Here is a 15284-nt window from a genome sequence, read left to right as displayed (position 1 = left end):
ACCATTGGCAAAAGTCATGATTTATCCAACAACCAGCCTCATATTATCTGATCTTGTAAGGCGCTTTGGACATAGACCACTGGTAATGATGGAACAGATACGGGAGAAAATAAATACTGTGGGTATTGATTCCCCTCCTCTAAACATTACTCCCAGGGAACCAAAGCTTGGACTTAAGTATGCAGCAGTTGAGGTTCCCTCTGGTGTAAGGGGCAGAATGGCTCTGGTTGGCCCCCTGATAGAGGAGGCTGAGGCTGCAATAATCGTTAACGAACCTGATATAGCTTTTGGATGCATGGGTTGTGCAAGGACCAATGAGCTGACCAAATATCTGATAAGACAGAGGGATATTCCGGTACTTGAAGTTAATTATCCTCGAAATGAGGATGAGGGCAGAGAATTTGTATCAAAGATTGCAGATTTCTTGAAATCGCTGCCACAGAACGGTAATAGTGAAAATTCTGAGGAGGACGGTCAGTGACAGGAGAACAGCTGTCGGGTAAAGGACTGCCTGTGTATGATGTTCAGAAAAGAAGAACAGAACGTGCATCAGAGGAAAGGTCTGTAAAGATTGCATTGCTATCATGCGGATCTGAATATTCCGGTGTGCAGGCAGAACTTGAATCAGCAGCAAAGGATGTCAATGCTGAACTGGTATATCCTGAGATATCAGTATATGAACTTGATAATGTGGGCAGGGATTTTGGGCTGGAAGTTGCAAGTCCTGACCTTAAACTGGTAATGGCTCGCACAAAATCGATAATTGAAGGGGTTACAAAGGTCGATGGTGTGCTTATAACTACGTGCTTTAGATGCGCTGAAGCTGCAATTGTCAGAAATGAAGTTCGAAGATACATACACCATCATTCCGATTTACCTGTGATCAGCTATTCATTCACTGAGAGGACAAAAGCAGCTACACTACTGACCCGTATGGAGGCACTGACAACTGTTGCAAGGCGCAAGAACTTGCTGGCCAGGGAATCCCAGTCTGGCCTAACAGCAGGTATTGATTCCGGGTCCACCACAACCAAGGCTGTGGTAATGCGTGATAACAAGATTATAGGACAGGGCTGGGTACCTACAGTAAAGGTTATAGACAGTGCAGAAAAAGCCCTTCAGAAGGCTCTGGATGAGGCAGATGTTGATAGAGAACACATCCAGGCAATCGGAACAACAGGTTATGGTAGATTTCTTATAGGGGATCATTTTAATGCCCAGCTGGTTCAGGAAGAAATCACTGTAAACTCCAAGGGTGCAGTGTATCTTGCAGACAGGCAAAAGGGTCCTGCAACGGTAATTGATATTGGTGGGATGGATAATAAGGCAATAGCTGTAGAGGATGCAATACCCGGGATGTTCACAATGGGTGGTATCTGTGCTGGTGCATCAGGACGATTTCTTGAAATGACTGCCAAAAGGCTTGGAGTTGATATCACTGATCTTGGATCACTGGCTGTTAAAGGTATGCAGGAAAACATTCAAATGAACAGCTACTGTATTGTTTTTGGAATTCAGTCACTCGTAAACTCACTTGCAAAGGGGGCGTCTCCTGAAGATGTTGCGGCTGCAGCCTGCTACAGTGTAGTGGAACAGATATTTGAACAGCAGCTGCAGGAAATTGAGGTCAATGAGCCACTGATACTGGTAGGCGGTTCTTCTCTTATTGAAGGAATACCCCGTGCACTGGGAGATCTGCTCAAGATCGATGTTCTTGTACCTCCCAACTCACATCTGATAGGTGCTGTAGGGGCAGCACTTCTTGCATCAGGTTTTGTGGAGGATTGATTCAATGGATGTCCTTGAAGAGTTTATTGTGGAATCTGCAATTGATTCTGAAGCCAGTAGCTATAGAATGATACTTGAAGATATTATATCGGACCTGAACCTTGTAAATGCTATTGGAAGAATATACGTATCTATTAGGCCACAGGATTCTGTTTTTCAGATGGCGATTGTTCTGAGAAAAAGTTTTTCTCCGGTAAAGGTCTCTGATTTTTCCACTCTTGATACAACAAATTCAGGTGAAAAGGGTGTACTCATCAAACTGGACACTGAAAAATATCTCCCGCAGCTTCTGGGGAACCTATGGGAGAAATATCAGCGTCCAAATGTTCTTCAGCCAGAGCGCAGAACTCTGAAAATACTGTGTGATGACCCGGAAAGCGAAATCGATGTGATAGCTGATATGGTTGTGGATGATCCTCAGAAGACGCTCCAGTCAAAACTTGCGGAGATGGCAATAAGGGCAGCACCTGAAGGTTTTAGAGTACGTTATCATTATTTTGAAGATAACCAATTCATATTTGTTGCAAGTGAGGAAGTAATGCAGGATAAGTGGATCGAGCAGGCCCATGAAATGCTAGTAAAGATCAGCGGAGGCGATAGTAATGTCAAGGGTACTTGAACCATATATATATGAAGGTGGTATTCACAAGCATGGCCTGATGCTTGAACTTCTGGAGGATATTGGCGGGTATCTTGTACAGAAAACGCCTGCAGCAACCGAAGTTACACTCATAATGTTTATTCCAAAAGAAGATGTGCCTCTGGTACAGGATCTTGCTGGAAACCTTCTTGGCAAACTCACAAAAGCTCCTTTAACAGGGGTTGAGATAGCAGTTGTGTCTCCCACTCTTGCATATCACCATCTTCCGCATTCGGCCTGTGATATTGCTGAACATCTCAGAAGAGATGGTGCCAACACCAATATGATCGGACTTGCCAGGGGTATGGGGCGAAGAGTTGCAATGCTTAATGACTATGAGAGAAAACTGATCAATGAACATGATATTGCACTCTACTCCTTTGGAATATTCAGTGACTGTATTATGAACAAAAAGACGAGTTTGTTTGAAGGGATCGAAATACCGATTGTTGTAACCGGAGGTCCTGAACTTTCAACAGAAGATGTTTCAGGAGCCGATCTGTATATTGGCAATATTGGACGTATTCCACACCGTATGCGCAAAAGTGAGGAACTAAATGCACTTGATGTTATGAACAAAAAGGTAGGTGAACTGGTTGATCGTGTCAGGGAAGATCTCTCAAAGGATCCTCCTGTAGTTCTCGCAGCAAGGGTCATGAAAGAAATACAGGATCAGGTGCCAGATATATCAAACGTGCTCACACCCTCTCCTATCACACTCCAGCTTAATGGACTCAGAGTAAAACTTCCCTATGACCAGTATCATGAAAAAATCGGGAATATAGAATTTGATGAGGGGTTCAGGCTGTCGGAAGTTGCTGATATTACCCCCTCAATGATGAAAAATTATATATTAATAAAGCTCAAAAATAAATCAGATATAGGATTTTCTATCTGATCAAGTGATCAGACGATACTTTTAATAGGGGCTATAATCCATGGATACTGAAAAAATAAAAGAGGTTCTGGAAGAAGAACCTGAAGAAGCTGTATCTCAACTGCTTGAAGATATTGAGGACTGGTATGGTGAGGTTCCATATATCCTGAATTTTATGAAGGATAAACCTGAACTCTTTATACCCAAGGTTATGTATGATAATTCTATAATGCGTGAATTTAAGCGCTTAGATCCAAAAACGATTGAAATGATCTGTATTGGCGTATCTTCTGCACTCCGGTGTGAGCACTGCCTTAAAATGCACATAAAGGTTGCCAGAAGACTTGGAATTAAAAAGGAAGAAATATTTGATGCTGTCCTTATTGGAGGTACCCTTTCCAACGCAGCTGTTCTTGCAGAAGGTACAAGGGCGATTGATCACATTTTTGATAACGGTGAAAATACCTGTGATGAAACATGTGAGGTCTGTAATATTTCAGATCCGGAAAAAAAAGAGTAAGTGCTTTTACAGAATTGGTGTTCCTGCAATAAGTGATCCTAAAATATAGCCTGCAATTACTCCGGTGTTTAAGAAGGGAAGACCTGCCTGGGGTTTTCCTTTCATGACAAGAACTGTGAGTACCAGATAACCCACTACTGTTCCAATCATTGCTCCGATCACAGGATATGGGATTCCTGGATGGTCCACAAATATGTACGCTGAAACTACCAGTATTGTAGGGATTACAGCATCCCCAAGTCCCATAAAGAATACCTCATCTGATTTTCTGGTTTCTGCTGTTTCATTTCTGAAAGAATAGTTTAATCGCTTTGGTATTACAAACATTATGGGCAATTTCATATCTATTGCCCCGTCAGCTAGATTGAGCATATGTTTTGTCCTGTATACTGAGATCGCATCATATACTGCCAGTATCACAAGAAGGATCATAACTGGTATTATTGCAAGTGAGATCCCAAATATTGCACTTGCACCTGCTCCAATCACAAGTCCTACAATATCGATCACATACCATTCAGGGAATGCATAGAGCAAACCTGTCAATGATAATGCTACAGCTGCTGATATTATCAGGCCTGTTGTCGGAGCAATAGCTGTCATGGAAAGGATTACATAGGTTACAAAGTACAGTGTTGACATTACAGCCAGGAGAATAATAGCCTGAATTATCCACTGCATGTTCTTTCTGATTGCCAGGAGGATGATTCCTGTAAATACCAGTATCAGGACAATATAGTACAGAGGGTTTGCTGCAGATTCTGGATCTTCAAACGCCTGCATCTCTCCAATTTCCATAGGTATTGCCAGTGTTATGGCAAGAACCTGTACAAGGAGCAGAATGCATGCCATTGCTATGATTGGTATATACTCGCTAAATAATTTTTTTCTGGAAGTCAATTATTTTTCTCCGGTGGTACATATCATTATTATCTTATAAAACATATTCAGGTTTAGAGACTATTAGAAAAACATGGTATATATCTGCACATTATTTAACAGTATGGTATTCAGTTATCGCAATATTTATTTATGCATGTAAATTAGATACCAGAGAGGAGATATAATGGAAGCACGTGATATAATTTTTTCAATTGTAATGGTTGTATCTACTTTTGTACTCACTTACGAATGGCTGAGTCGGTTCCATGCAAACTATTCAAATGCACTGATTATCCTCTCCGCAGTAGTGCTTGTAGGCTCACTTGCTGCAATGATACTGTCAGTGGATATGAGACTTCGTAAAATCGACCAGAAGCTGGAAGACAAAGAACGCTCGACCAGAATCAGTATTCAAAGTGTTGAGGATAATATGGAAAAACGCATGGATGACGTGATGAACAGAATGGATGAAGCAGCTGAAACGTTCAACAGGAGAACATACCGCTAAGATGATCTGCCTGCTGTCTCGAACCATAAGATAGATTATGAACAGCAGGAGGTATTTTTTTTAATATTCATCAATGATACAGGTATCTTTTAAGACGTGCTTATCTGAATGCACTTTATCAGAAAATTTGGATTTTTTGTAAAAATATTCAGTTCTGGTCAGGAAAATGCCTGTATGATCATCTTCTGAAGACCTGTTATTATATGATCTGCATCTTCTACACTGACAGCTCTTCTGATATCTATTCTGCCGTTTCTGTAGAGCAGTATCGTCTTCTCTTGCCACTCAAACCTTGCAACACCAAGCTTTGCAGAACATCTAATACCTGATATTTCCCCGCTTTCACTCAATTTATTCAGGATGCTGCATAGGGTATCCATCATGAATGAATGGCTGAACCTGGACTCTGCAATATACCTGTCAGGTTCATCGATGCATGGTCTTGCAAGTTTGATCTCTTCATGACTTATGGAACTATTTTTCATAATAATCCAGAGTGTGTTAATTTCAAATGGTTATTCTATTCAACTTCTGTATTCTATTTAAGAACTGCTGATTCAGCGAAACACATATATGTATAGCTTGTTGTAGAGATTGAATTATGGAACATTTTTTACTCTAGAGGGGGAGCGTACATGCGCATTAATTTAGAACCAATCGGTATTATCAAAAAAGCCGGTAAATATTCAGAGATACTGATTTATTCCGAATTTGAACAAATAATAAAAAATCTGCTCTCACAAAGTGGTAAGACATCTGCTAGAAAGAACCTGCTTGTAGTTCACACAAACAAAAACAGGGATGACGGTCACCAGGTTCAGATTACGAAAACAAAGTTTATCAACTGTATGGGGAACATATTAAAGGTCAATAAGATCGATGCAAGCGAAGATTCTGTAATTGACGTCAGGCTTGATGTTTAATTTTTGCCTCTAAGATCCGGGAAAAAACTGTTATATAAATTGCTGTCATTTCAGATATTATGGGCACTGACATTGGACTTCTTCTAAGCAGAAGAGAGATTGAATTATCCAGTTTATCCAGCAGGGTGGTAGCAGTTGATGCACATAACACGCTGTATCAGTTCTTAAGCATCATAAGGCAGCGTGATGGGACGCCACTGATGGATTCCGGTGGAATGGTAACATCTCATCTATCAGGGATACTGTATCGTTTCACAAACCTCATAGAAGAGGGGATACGTCCTGTATTTGTATTTGATGGGACCCCTCCTGATTTTAAATCAAAAACCCTGGATAAAAGAAGAAAGGTCCGGGAAACCGCGCATTCCCGATGGGATGAAGCACGGGAAAAAGGCCTTGAAAAAGAAGCCTATAAATATGCACAGGCGTCTGTAAAACTTGATTCGTATGTGATTGAAAGCTCCAAGACACTTCTCAGCATTATGGGCATACCTGTAGTACAGGCGCCCTGTGAGGGGGAAGCTCAGGCAGCACACATGGTTAAATCAGGCGATGCGAACTATGTTGCTTCCCAGGATTATGACTCCCTTCTGTTTGGTGCACCTTTTGTTATACGCAATATTGCAATAACAGGAAAAAGGAAACTGCCTGGTAAGGATGCTTATGTTGATGTAAAGCCTGAGGTTATTGATCTTGAACACTCACTTGGCCAGATGGGGATAACCCATCCACAGCTTGTGGATATTGCGCTGTGTGTTGGCACTGATTATAACAATGGTCTGGAGAACATTGGTCAGAAAAGGGCACTTGAACTGGTCAAAAAGCATGGAGATATTGAATCTGTTCTCAGAAAACTTGGGAAGGAAATTGATGACCTTGAAAGTATCCGGGATTTTTTCCTGAATCCTCCGGTTACAGATGATTATGACATTATCTGGCAAAAACCTGATCATGACCGTCTCATTGATTTTTTATGCAATGAGCATGATTTTTCCAGGGAGAGGGTGGCCAAAGCATGGGAGCGTATAATTGCAGTATCTGGGTCTCAGCAGAAAACCCTTGATCAGTTCTAGATCAGGGAAATATAGCGTCATTTTTTCTTCAGAAGAGAAATACCTGTCATTCTGGATGGCTTACTGATTCCAAGTATCTCCAGCATTGTGGGAGCTATATCTGCAAGTTTTCCTTTGGTTAGGTTCACGTTTTTATTTTCTTTGTGCACGAAAATGAAGGGGACCGGATTGGCAGTATGTGCAGTGTGTATTCTGTTACCTGACGGGTCCAGCATCTGTTCCACATTTCCATGATCAGATGTAATGATGGCACATCCACCTGAATTAAGAAGTGCATCAATAGTATCTTCCACACATTCATCCACCACCTCAACTGCAGAGACTGCAGCTTCAAATATGCCAGTATGGCCAACCATATCCATATTTGCATAATTGAGTATTATAACGTCGTATTTACCGGATTCTATTCTCCTGATAACTTCCTCTTTAACCAGATAGGCACTCATCTCGGGTTTTAGATCATATGTGCTTACCTTTGGGGAGGGTATCAGACACCTTTCTTCTCCTTCGTATTTTTTTTCAACACCTCCATTGAAGAAAAATGTGACATGTGCATACTTTTCTGTTTCAGAGATTCGTAGCTGTCTGAGATTGTGTTTGCTTATGGTCTCTCCAAGACCTTCCTGAATATCTTCAACAGAGAATGCAACATGGGATTCCAGGTTTTTATCGTATTCTGTCATGCAGACAAAATATGTATGTGGATGAACCTTGCGGCGAAATTCATCAAAATCTTTATTCAGGAATGCATATGTAAGCTGTCTGGCCCTATCCGGTCTGAAATTGAAGAATATCACAGAATCATTATCTTTGATGGTAGCTACAGGATCGTCGTTTTTGTCAGTTATTATGGTAGGTTTGACAAATTCATCGGTATCCCCGCGAACATAACTCTCCTCAACGGCCTTTGTGGCGTTTCGTGAATAATACTGCCCCTTCCCAATTGTCAGTGCATCATACGCCTGAGCGGTACGCTCCCATCGCCTGTCCCGGTCCATTGCATAATAGCGTCCAATAACAGTTGCAATTTTTCCGGTACCTTTTCTGGCACAGAAATCTTCCAGTGCCTGGATATCGTCAATACCTGCATTTGGTGATACATCACGCCCATCCAGGAATGGGTGGATATACAATTTTTTAATATTGTGCTGGTCTGCCAGTTCTATCAATGCTTCAAGATGCTTAATATGGCTGTGTACTCCTCCATCAGAGACCAGCCCCATAAGATGAAGTGCAGAATCATGTTCCTTTACATTTTCTATTGCACCAAGGAATGTCTGATTTGAATAGAAATCTCCACTTTCTATGGATTTGTTGATCAATGTAAGATCCTGGTATACGATCCTCCCTGCACCAATATTGAGATGTCCGACCTCTGAATTCCCCATCTGCCCGGGTGGAAGTCCAACCCCCTCTCCTGATGCCTGCAGCAGGGTGTGGGGATACTGTTTCATCAATCTGTCAAGATTCGGAGTATGGGCAGCTTTCAGGGCATTTCCCTGAAGTCTTTCTGAATATCCCCATCCATCAAGTATCATCAGTAAGAGAGGCTTTATGTTTTCTGTAATGGTTTCTGAGCTGGTCATACGTATTTGCTATTTATCGTTCATTGCTTTTGTAGATTGCCTTTACAGAAATCCTGTTATTTATTTGAAAAAGTATAATTAAAATGTTCCTTCAGTTTTGTTCATTGCTCAGTGAAGGAAGTGTCTCATGCCGGTAAAGACAAGAGATACACCCAGGCGGTTGGCAGTGGCAATAACCTCATCATCCCGTATGGAACCTCCCGGGGATACAATATAGTATATATTGTTCTCTGCAGCCTGAACTATACTGTCATCGAACGGGAAAAATGCATCTGATGCCATTACACAGTTTGACAATATCTGCTGGCAATATTTTTCAAAGGAAACATCGGGTTTTGAGCGCTGGTAAATCAGTTCAAGATTTTCAATTGCCTTGGTAGCTGCAAGTTTTCTGATGGAATCCACGCGGTTTGGCTGGCCTGCTCCCATTGCCAGAAGCATGAAGCATCCCTTTTTGTACTCATAGGCAATACTGACAGCATTGGATTTTATACACTTGCAGGCATGAAGGGAAAACTCTGCAAGATCCCTTTTATCTTCTGGAAATGACTTGTCTGTTACACATTCCCATTTTTCATAGATGCCTATGTTACGGGATTGTTTCAGAAGCCCGCCTGTTATATATCTGTATGTATGGTTTTGCTGGAATTCATCATTGAGTTCAGGGAGCTCAAGTATCCGAAGTTTTTCGCTTTTTTCCTTTAGATATTCCAGTGCATCAGGTTCAAAATCCGGAGCAAGTATCAGTTCAATAAATCTTCCTTTCAGTATCTTTGCACTTTCCAGATCAAAGGTTTGATTTGTGCATATTATGCTCCCAAACCCTGAAACAGGGTCCCCGTTCCATGCTGCCTGGAGTGCCTCTGCCAGAGAATCTCCGGTTGCAAAACCGCAGGGATTGTTATGCTTGACAATAGCTACAGCAGGTCTTGATGGCTCGATCTCCTTTACGGTCTGCAGGGCATTATCCGCATCAATATAATTGTTATAAGACAGTTTTTTGCCGTGAAGCTGTCTTGCTTTTGCAACAGAAGGCCCTTCCAGATGGGGCTCAATATATATTTTTGCTTCCTGATGCCAGTTCTCCCCATATCGCAGCTCTGTTGCGCTGTTAAACTTCATTCTGAGAATATCCTCCCCCAGAAGTTTTTTGCTCAGGTATGTATCAATGGCACTGTCGTAATCTGCGGTATGTCTAAACGCTTTGACCGCAAGCATCTTGCGGATATCATCAGGCACAGCACCATCATTTTCCAGAGATTCAAGAACTGTTGTATAATCACCAGGATCACATATGACCGTGACTGATTGATAATTTTTGGCGGCAGCCCTGATAAGGGTGGGTCCTCCAATGTCTATATTTTCGATAGCATCATTAATACTTATATCCTTTTTCGAAATGGTCTCTTCAAATGGGTATAGATTTACAGTTACAATATCTATCATAGATATATCTTCCCGGACTGCTTCTTCCATGTGTACAGCATTATTCCTGAGGCACAGAAGTCCGCCATGTATCTTTGGATGCAGTGTCTTGACCCGCCCATCCATCATTTCAGGAAATCCGGTAATATCTGAAACATCGGTTACTTCAATACCTTCTTTTCTGAGAATATTGGCCGTACCGCCAGTTGAAACAATCTCTATACCATGCTGTGCCAGTCCCTCTGCAAGTTCTATGATTCCTGTTTTATCAGAGACGCTGAGCAATGCCCTTTTTGCCAAAAAATCACCAAATGTAATTGTAAAATCTCCTCTATAAACGTTCTGGTTTAACTGTGATTCTCTGGATCGAACTTAATGAGCGGGCATACATCTATACACTTCCCGCATTGTTTGCAGTTGCCGGTTATTATGGCCGTATTCTTTTTTATTCTGATAGCCCTGCTACTGCAGTGACCTACGCAGACCCCGCACCCATGACACTTAAGTGCTCTGATGACTGAATACTTCACCCTGTGCATAAGCCCTTTAACCTTTTCTTCACTGCTGCTTCTGACCGTTATATTCCCGGATGCAAAGACCTGTGCACTGTTCTCAGCTTGAAGTACCATTGCAGCACCTTCAATGTATGAATCCTTTCCACATGCTCGAAGCATACCTTTATTTTCAAGAAGTTCGATATCCACCGCGTTTCTAAATGCACCCTCTGCTGAAATCCCGCCTGCCCTGCATGGTTGATGACCTGAGGTCATATGGAATCTTAGTTCTCCAGGGTCCCTGCTCTTTTGTACAAGGTCAATTCCTGCTTTCTCTGCAACCCTTTGAATATTTTTTGGAGGGCGCTGCCATCTCCACATCCCGTGCTCAACCCACTCCGGGGACAATCCTCTGCTCTGTGCATATTCATGGAGATGTTTCATCAATCTCTTTTCCATCTCAGGGTGTGTCTCTTTTAGCCTTATTAGCTCGGATAAGGAGGATGAGGGGCACAGCCAGCATCCTATCCTGTCGTATCCTTTTTCATAGAGGGGATTGTAGGGTGCACCTGTGCTGAATATGTATAGCCATACGTGTAGGGCCGTCCAATTCTGGATAGGAGCAGCTCCAATCTGATTTACAACCCACGGGTTTTTCCATACTCTCTCACTTCTGGCCCTTGAAGTTGATTCATATTTTCGCTGCCCGAGAAATGTAAGACATCCGTCTGTGAAATTATCTTCTATCAGCCTGGAGATGGGTCCAAGCTTACAGACTTTGCAGCACCATCTGGATTCTACACTTGGAGGTCCAAAATCAGTGATTGCATTCCAGAATGCATCTCCTGCACCTGTTATGATAAGCTCTTTACCATAATGCTCTGCAACACGGTGTACATTTTCAATGGTTTCTGGAAATTCAAGGCCTGTATCTGCAAAGATGATACTGAAATCATCCATACACTCAATTGTAAGCTGCATCACTGCAAGACTATCCTTACCTCCTGAATAGGAAACACATACAGGTTTTGAGGATGTTGTTGAAGCTACGTTTTTTATGAACCTGTGCGCATCATGGACTGCTTTTTCAAGAGCCTTCTGGTTTGCTTTAATTGCATCATCCCAGGACTGCCCACCTTCTGGTTTGTGAAGATAGGCGATATCTCCATTCCATCTGGTTTTGACACCAACACCGTGATCAGCTTCTATCATTTCAGCTCCACTCATTCGCGTACGTCCAGCAGCGACAACTCTCTTGTCCCGGGTGACCACAACCACTTCCTCATTCTTTTGAATATTCCTGTCACAGTCAATGATTCCGGGTGCAAGCACGCTGGCGCCATTGCAGATGAACGGGACTGCACTATCATCGATCATGACCCAATTTTTAAGGTGATGTACATCCCTGTTTTGAAAGATCATTCCTGCTCCCGTTTGTCTGAGAAGAATGGTCCATCTGAGGGTCTCTATTTCAAAACGTATTGATGCAATAACTTCTCCATCGATAACGATTTCTTCCATTCTGTCATCATAGGGAGCTTTGTTAAGTACTACTAGCCGGGCATCAGGTATAAGAGGTGAATTGAACTGTTCCATTGATATTTCATTTATGAGTGAAATATCATATCCAAAAGCAGGACGTATATCACCAGGTGGTGTAATAGATACTTGGGTGGTTTCACTGCTGCATCTGCTGCATTTTTCATCCAGTACAGGTACGTTGCACTGGTGGCACCAGTGGAGCATCAGTTTTCCCAGAAATACAGGTCTTGACATTATAGAGTCACAATAATGTTTTCAATAAATAATTGTTGGTAGCTACAGATATTAAAAGAATTTCGACATCAGAGATTTTCTGGACTTGCAGAGATTTGAATAAATGCAGTTTGTGCAAAGATCGCTATTCTTTCCTTCAGGCATCATCCCATTCTTTATGTTCTTGATCCGGTTCCTGATCTTTAATACCTGTCTGCGGTCTGTACTTCTGATACCTGCTTTTCGAATGACCGCTTCTCTGGAATATAGCACAAACCCTGTGCCTGCTGTGTTGCTATATTTTTCTTCTGTCAACATCGCCAGTGATGCCAGATGAATTCTATCATTTTTCCAGATGCCATTATCCGGATATTTTCCACCTTTTATAACCATAGGGACCTGCTTATCACTGTCCATAACTATCATAGTCGGTGAACCAGCTATTCCAGTTTTGTCAGAATATAGATATGGCTCAATAGAGACCGGAGTTAGATATTCAAGCATCAACTCTGGACCATATTGTGTGAGCTGCGCATTGAGATTTGCACAAATATTTTCGATGCAGGACTCTATGTTGTTTTTTGAACTACAGATTGTTTCCTCATCGGTCTTTTTAAGAACCTCGGGATAAATGAGATCAAATTCTTCACATAGATGAAGATACCTTGATTTGAGCAGAGGGTACAGATCATCGTCTTTTAACGAATCGCGTTTCAACACCTCATGGTAACGAATTGAAAGTTCTTTGAGAAGCAGGTTTTCAATATATTTAATATTTAAATTCAGTGATTCACGTTCTCTATAATGAAAGTATACTCGACGAGGACATATAAGGTATGTTACAATATCTGATACTTTTATTTGCAGCATCATCTGTATGTATTATTTTTCATTAAATAATAAATTTTTGATAAAGTAAATAGAGTCGTCAATTAACGAACGTCAATTCGTTAAATATATATGTATCAATGCTTTTTATTTGTTTGATCATGGCTGAAGGTACATCCTACGATAATATTCGCAAAAAACTGGCTGAAAAGATGGCAGGTGAAATTACCCTCTCTGAAAAGCCAGGAGAGGCACTGAAAAAATGGAGATTAAACTTTGAAATTGCTCAGACCGAACTTTCTGGCTACCTTGGAGTATCGCCTTCTGTTATAAGTGACTATGAGAGCGGGAGAAGAAAATCTCCGGGCACTCTGATTGTCAGTAAGATCATTGAAGCCCTCCTGAATATTGAAACAGAACGCGGTGGACAGAAAATACATGCATATGAGGGAATGCTTTATACTGAATCCTCTTCAAAGGCAGTTTATGGTACATACGAATATACGTATCCAATGCAGCTTGCAAGGCTTGCAAACCTTATTGAGGCTGATATAATTTATAAAGGAATGGAAAAACCTCTCTATGGATTTACAGTAATTGACAGTAAACGTGCCATCCTTGAGATGTCCTCCCATGAATTTCAGAGACTTTACGGCTGGAGCACTGAGAGAGCTATGATATTTACAAAAGTTTCCACCGGAAAATCTCCAATGGTGGCCATAAGGGTTACAAATCTAAAGCCAGGTGCAGTAGTAATTCATGGGCTAAACGGTACTGAAGTTGATCCAATGGTCAAAAAAATGGCAGAAATTGACAGAATACCGGTTCTTGCAAGCACCATGAATTTAGATGATATCATAACTACGCTCAAAAAATACAGCCAGTACCATACAATTGAATAATTAGCATATTAATAACAGGTGAAAAAATGAATACAGGGATAGTCTCATATGGTGCCTATATTCCAAGATACCGAATAAAGGTAGAAGAAATTGCCCGGGTCTGGGGAGATGATGCAGATAGTCTTTCTTCCGGATTGATGGTACATGAAAAATCAGTACCTGATATTGATGAAGATGCTGCAACAATTGCAGTTGAGGCTGCAAGGGCTGCTTTAATTAGAGGTGGCCTTGATGCTGGCAGAATAGGTGCGGTATACACTGGATCTGAAAGTCATCCATATGCAGTAAAACCCACAAGTACCATTGTAGCAGAAGCTGTAGGTGCTACCCCTGATCTGACGGCAGCAGACTTTGAATTTGCATGTAAGGCAGGAACTGCCGCTGTTCAGGCATGCATGGGTCTTGTAGCATCAGGAAATATTGATCTTGGACTTGCAATTGGTGCAGATGTATCACAGGGAGCACCGGGTGATGCACTGGAGTATACAGCAGCTGCAGGAGGGGTTGCTTTTCTTATAGGAAGCAAAGATTCTGAAATGGTTGCTGTTATTGAAGATACCTATTCTTTCAGTACTGATACTCCAGATTTCTGGAGAAGAGAAGGAATGCCATATCCTGAACATGGTGGACGGTTTACTGGTGAACCCGGCTATTTCAAGCATGTTACAAAAGCAGCAGAAGGTCTTCTAAAGAGACTGGACACAGATCCAAAAGAGTATGATTATGCTGTGTTCCACCAGCCAAACGGCAAGTTCCCTACAAGGGTTGCAAAGATGCTGGGCTTTAGCAAGGAACAGATCAAACCTGGGCTTGTGGTTCCAAGGCTTGGTAATACCTATTCAGGCTCCTGTCTTATGGGAATTGCAGCTACACTTGATCAGGCAGAACCAGGGGATAGAATATTCGCCACTGCCTTTGGCTCAGGAGCAGGGGCGGATGCGTTCAGTTTCAGAGTAACAGACAGGATTGAAGAGGTCAGGAACCAAGCGCAGACAGTTGAGGAGATGCTGGAGGATCCGATCTATATTGATTATGCCATATATGCCAAGCATAAGGAGAAATTAAAGCGTGCATGAGGGGTGC

The 15284-nt window shown here is 41.8% G+C and carries 16 protein-coding genes; 10 read left to right on the top strand and 6 right to left on the bottom strand.

What is annotated here, in order from left to right; translation table 11 throughout:
• Window positions 1-4: 4 nt before the first annotated feature.
• The 5 genes from MZHIL_RS09485 to MZHIL_RS09465 are packed head-to-tail and all read left to right on the top strand — an operon-like array spanning window position 5 to window position 3825.
• Window positions 5-481, top strand: coding sequence for a methanogenesis marker 5 protein (locus MZHIL_RS09485; protein ID WP_048815714.1), 477 nt, complete (start codon window positions 5-7; stop codon window positions 479-481).
• Window positions 482-513: 32 nt separating this feature from the next.
• A complete protein-coding gene (locus MZHIL_RS09480; RefSeq protein WP_048815713.1) occupies window positions 514-1788 on the top strand; it encodes a methanogenesis marker 15 protein in 1275 nt (424 codons plus the stop codon).
• 4 nt (window positions 1789-1792) lie between these two features.
• Window positions 1793-2407: a methanogenesis marker 17 protein gene (locus tag MZHIL_RS09475; RefSeq protein WP_013899156.1), complete on the top strand. Its 615-nt coding sequence runs from the start codon at window positions 1793-1795 to the stop codon at window positions 2405-2407.
• Window positions 2391-3326: a methanogenesis marker 7 protein gene (locus MZHIL_RS09470; RefSeq protein WP_013899155.1), complete on the top strand. Its 936-nt coding sequence runs from the start codon at window positions 2391-2393 to the stop codon at window positions 3324-3326. Before MZHIL_RS09475 ends, MZHIL_RS09470 begins: the two co-directional genes overlap by 17 nt.
• A gap of 40 nt (window positions 3327-3366) precedes the next feature.
• Complete coding sequence (locus MZHIL_RS09465; RefSeq protein WP_013899154.1) at window positions 3367-3825, top strand: carboxymuconolactone decarboxylase family protein; 459 nt, start codon at window positions 3367-3369, stop codon at window positions 3823-3825.
• A 6-nt stretch (window positions 3826-3831) separates the two neighbouring features.
• Here the strand turns inward: MZHIL_RS09465 and MZHIL_RS09460 are convergent, their stop codons facing one another.
• On the bottom strand, window positions 3832-4725 hold the full coding sequence (locus MZHIL_RS09460) for a presenilin family intramembrane aspartyl protease PSH (RefSeq protein ID WP_013899153.1): 894 nt from the start codon (window positions 4723-4725) through the stop codon (window positions 3832-3834).
• Between the two features lie 166 nt (window positions 4726-4891).
• On the opposite strand from MZHIL_RS09460, the gene MZHIL_RS09455 reads away from it, so the two are divergent.
• Entirely contained in the window at window positions 4892-5215 is a 324-nt protein-coding gene (locus MZHIL_RS09455; RefSeq protein WP_013899152.1) for a hypothetical protein, read from the top strand.
• Window positions 5216-5373: 158 nt separating this feature from the next.
• Here the strand turns inward: MZHIL_RS09455 and MZHIL_RS09450 are convergent, their stop codons facing one another.
• A complete protein-coding gene (locus MZHIL_RS09450; protein WP_013899151.1) occupies window positions 5374-5700 on the bottom strand; it encodes a hypothetical protein in 327 nt (108 codons plus the stop codon).
• Between the two features lie 150 nt (window positions 5701-5850).
• Between MZHIL_RS09450 and MZHIL_RS09445 the strand changes: the two genes are divergently transcribed.
• Both MZHIL_RS09445 and fen read left to right on the top strand, forming a co-directional pair.
• Window positions 5851-6138, top strand: coding sequence for a hypothetical protein (locus tag MZHIL_RS09445; RefSeq protein ID WP_013899150.1), 288 nt, complete (start codon window positions 5851-5853; stop codon window positions 6136-6138).
• Window positions 6139-6197: 59 nt separating this feature from the next.
• Complete coding sequence (fen, locus tag MZHIL_RS09440; RefSeq protein ID WP_013899149.1) at window positions 6198-7211, top strand: flap endonuclease-1; 1014 nt, start codon at window positions 6198-6200, stop codon at window positions 7209-7211.
• Window positions 7212-7228: 17 nt separating this feature from the next.
• On the opposite strand, the gene gpmI is transcribed toward fen, so the two are convergent.
• From gpmI to MZHIL_RS09420, 4 genes are all read right to left on the bottom strand, one after another.
• Complete coding sequence (gene gpmI / locus MZHIL_RS09435) at window positions 7229-8797, bottom strand: 2,3-bisphosphoglycerate-independent phosphoglycerate mutase (RefSeq protein WP_013899148.1); 1569 nt, start codon at window positions 8795-8797, stop codon at window positions 7229-7231.
• Window positions 8798-8905: 108 nt separating this feature from the next.
• The gene (gene purH / locus MZHIL_RS09430) at window positions 8906-10522 is read right to left on the bottom strand and encodes a bifunctional phosphoribosylaminoimidazolecarboxamide formyltransferase/IMP cyclohydrolase (protein ID WP_013899147.1); all 1617 of its coding nucleotides are present in this window, start codon (window positions 10520-10522) and stop codon (window positions 8906-8908) included.
• Window positions 10523-10569: 47 nt separating this feature from the next.
• Complete coding sequence (locus MZHIL_RS09425; protein ID WP_013899146.1) at window positions 10570-12492, bottom strand: phosphoadenosine phosphosulfate reductase domain-containing protein; 1923 nt, start codon at window positions 12490-12492, stop codon at window positions 10570-10572.
• 51 nt (window positions 12493-12543) lie between these two features.
• The gene (locus MZHIL_RS09420; protein WP_172633403.1) at window positions 12544-13188 is read right to left on the bottom strand and encodes a Dna2/Cas4 domain-containing protein; all 645 of its coding nucleotides are present in this window, start codon (window positions 13186-13188) and stop codon (window positions 12544-12546) included.
• A 272-nt stretch (window positions 13189-13460) separates the two neighbouring features.
• On the opposite strand from MZHIL_RS09420, the gene MZHIL_RS09415 reads away from it, so the two are divergent.
• Both MZHIL_RS09415 and MZHIL_RS09410 read left to right on the top strand, forming a co-directional pair.
• On the top strand, window positions 13461-14201 hold the full coding sequence (locus tag MZHIL_RS09415) for a helix-turn-helix domain-containing protein (RefSeq protein ID WP_013899144.1): 741 nt from the start codon (window positions 13461-13463) through the stop codon (window positions 14199-14201).
• 26 nt (window positions 14202-14227) lie between these two features.
• Window positions 14228-15277, top strand: a complete 1050-nt coding sequence (locus tag MZHIL_RS09410; protein ID WP_013899143.1) for a hydroxymethylglutaryl-CoA synthase — start codon at window positions 14228-14230, stop codon at window positions 15275-15277.
• Window positions 15278-15284: the final 7 nt, after the last annotated feature.

The organism is Methanosalsum zhilinae DSM 4017 (assembly GCF_000217995.1).
Taxonomy (GTDB): Archaea; Halobacteriota; Methanosarcinia; order Methanosarcinales; family Methanosarcinaceae; genus Methanosalsum; species Methanosalsum zhilinae.
Note: the sequence above shows the minus strand (reverse complement) of the source record. Positions and strands in the feature narration are given on the sequence as shown.

Bases quoted from the DNA above. Each gene is read 5' to 3' on its own strand.
- MZHIL_RS09475 (WP_013899156.1), top strand. From the start codon at position 1,793: ATGGATGTCCTTGAAGAGTTTATTGTGGAATCTGCAATTGATTCTGAA.
- MZHIL_RS09470 (WP_013899155.1), top strand. From the start codon at position 2,391: ATGTCAAGGGTACTTGAACCATATATATATGAAGGTGGTATTCACAAG.
- MZHIL_RS09465 (WP_013899154.1), top strand. From the start codon at position 3,367: ATGGATACTGAAAAAATAAAAGAGGTTCTGGAAGAAGAACCTGAAGAA.
- MZHIL_RS09455 (WP_013899152.1), top strand. From the start codon at position 4,892: ATGGAAGCACGTGATATAATTTTTTCAATTGTAATGGTTGTATCTACT.
- MZHIL_RS09450 (WP_013899151.1), bottom strand. From the start codon at position 5,700: ATGAAAAATAGTTCCATAAGTCATGAAGAGATCAAACTTGCAAGACCA.
- MZHIL_RS09445 (WP_013899150.1), top strand. From the start codon at position 5,851: ATGCGCATTAATTTAGAACCAATCGGTATTATCAAAAAAGCCGGTAAA.
- fen (WP_013899149.1), top strand. From the start codon at position 6,198: ATGGGCACTGACATTGGACTTCTTCTAAGCAGAAGAGAGATTGAATTA.
- gpmI (WP_013899148.1), bottom strand. From the start codon at position 8,797: ATGACCAGCTCAGAAACCATTACAGAAAACATAAAGCCTCTCTTACTG.
- MZHIL_RS09425 (WP_013899146.1), bottom strand. From the start codon at position 12,492: ATGTCAAGACCTGTATTTCTGGGAAAACTGATGCTCCACTGGTGCCAC.
- MZHIL_RS09415 (WP_013899144.1), top strand. From the start codon at position 13,461: ATGGCTGAAGGTACATCCTACGATAATATTCGCAAAAAACTGGCTGAA.
- MZHIL_RS09410 (WP_013899143.1), top strand. From the start codon at position 14,228: ATGAATACAGGGATAGTCTCATATGGTGCCTATATTCCAAGATACCGA.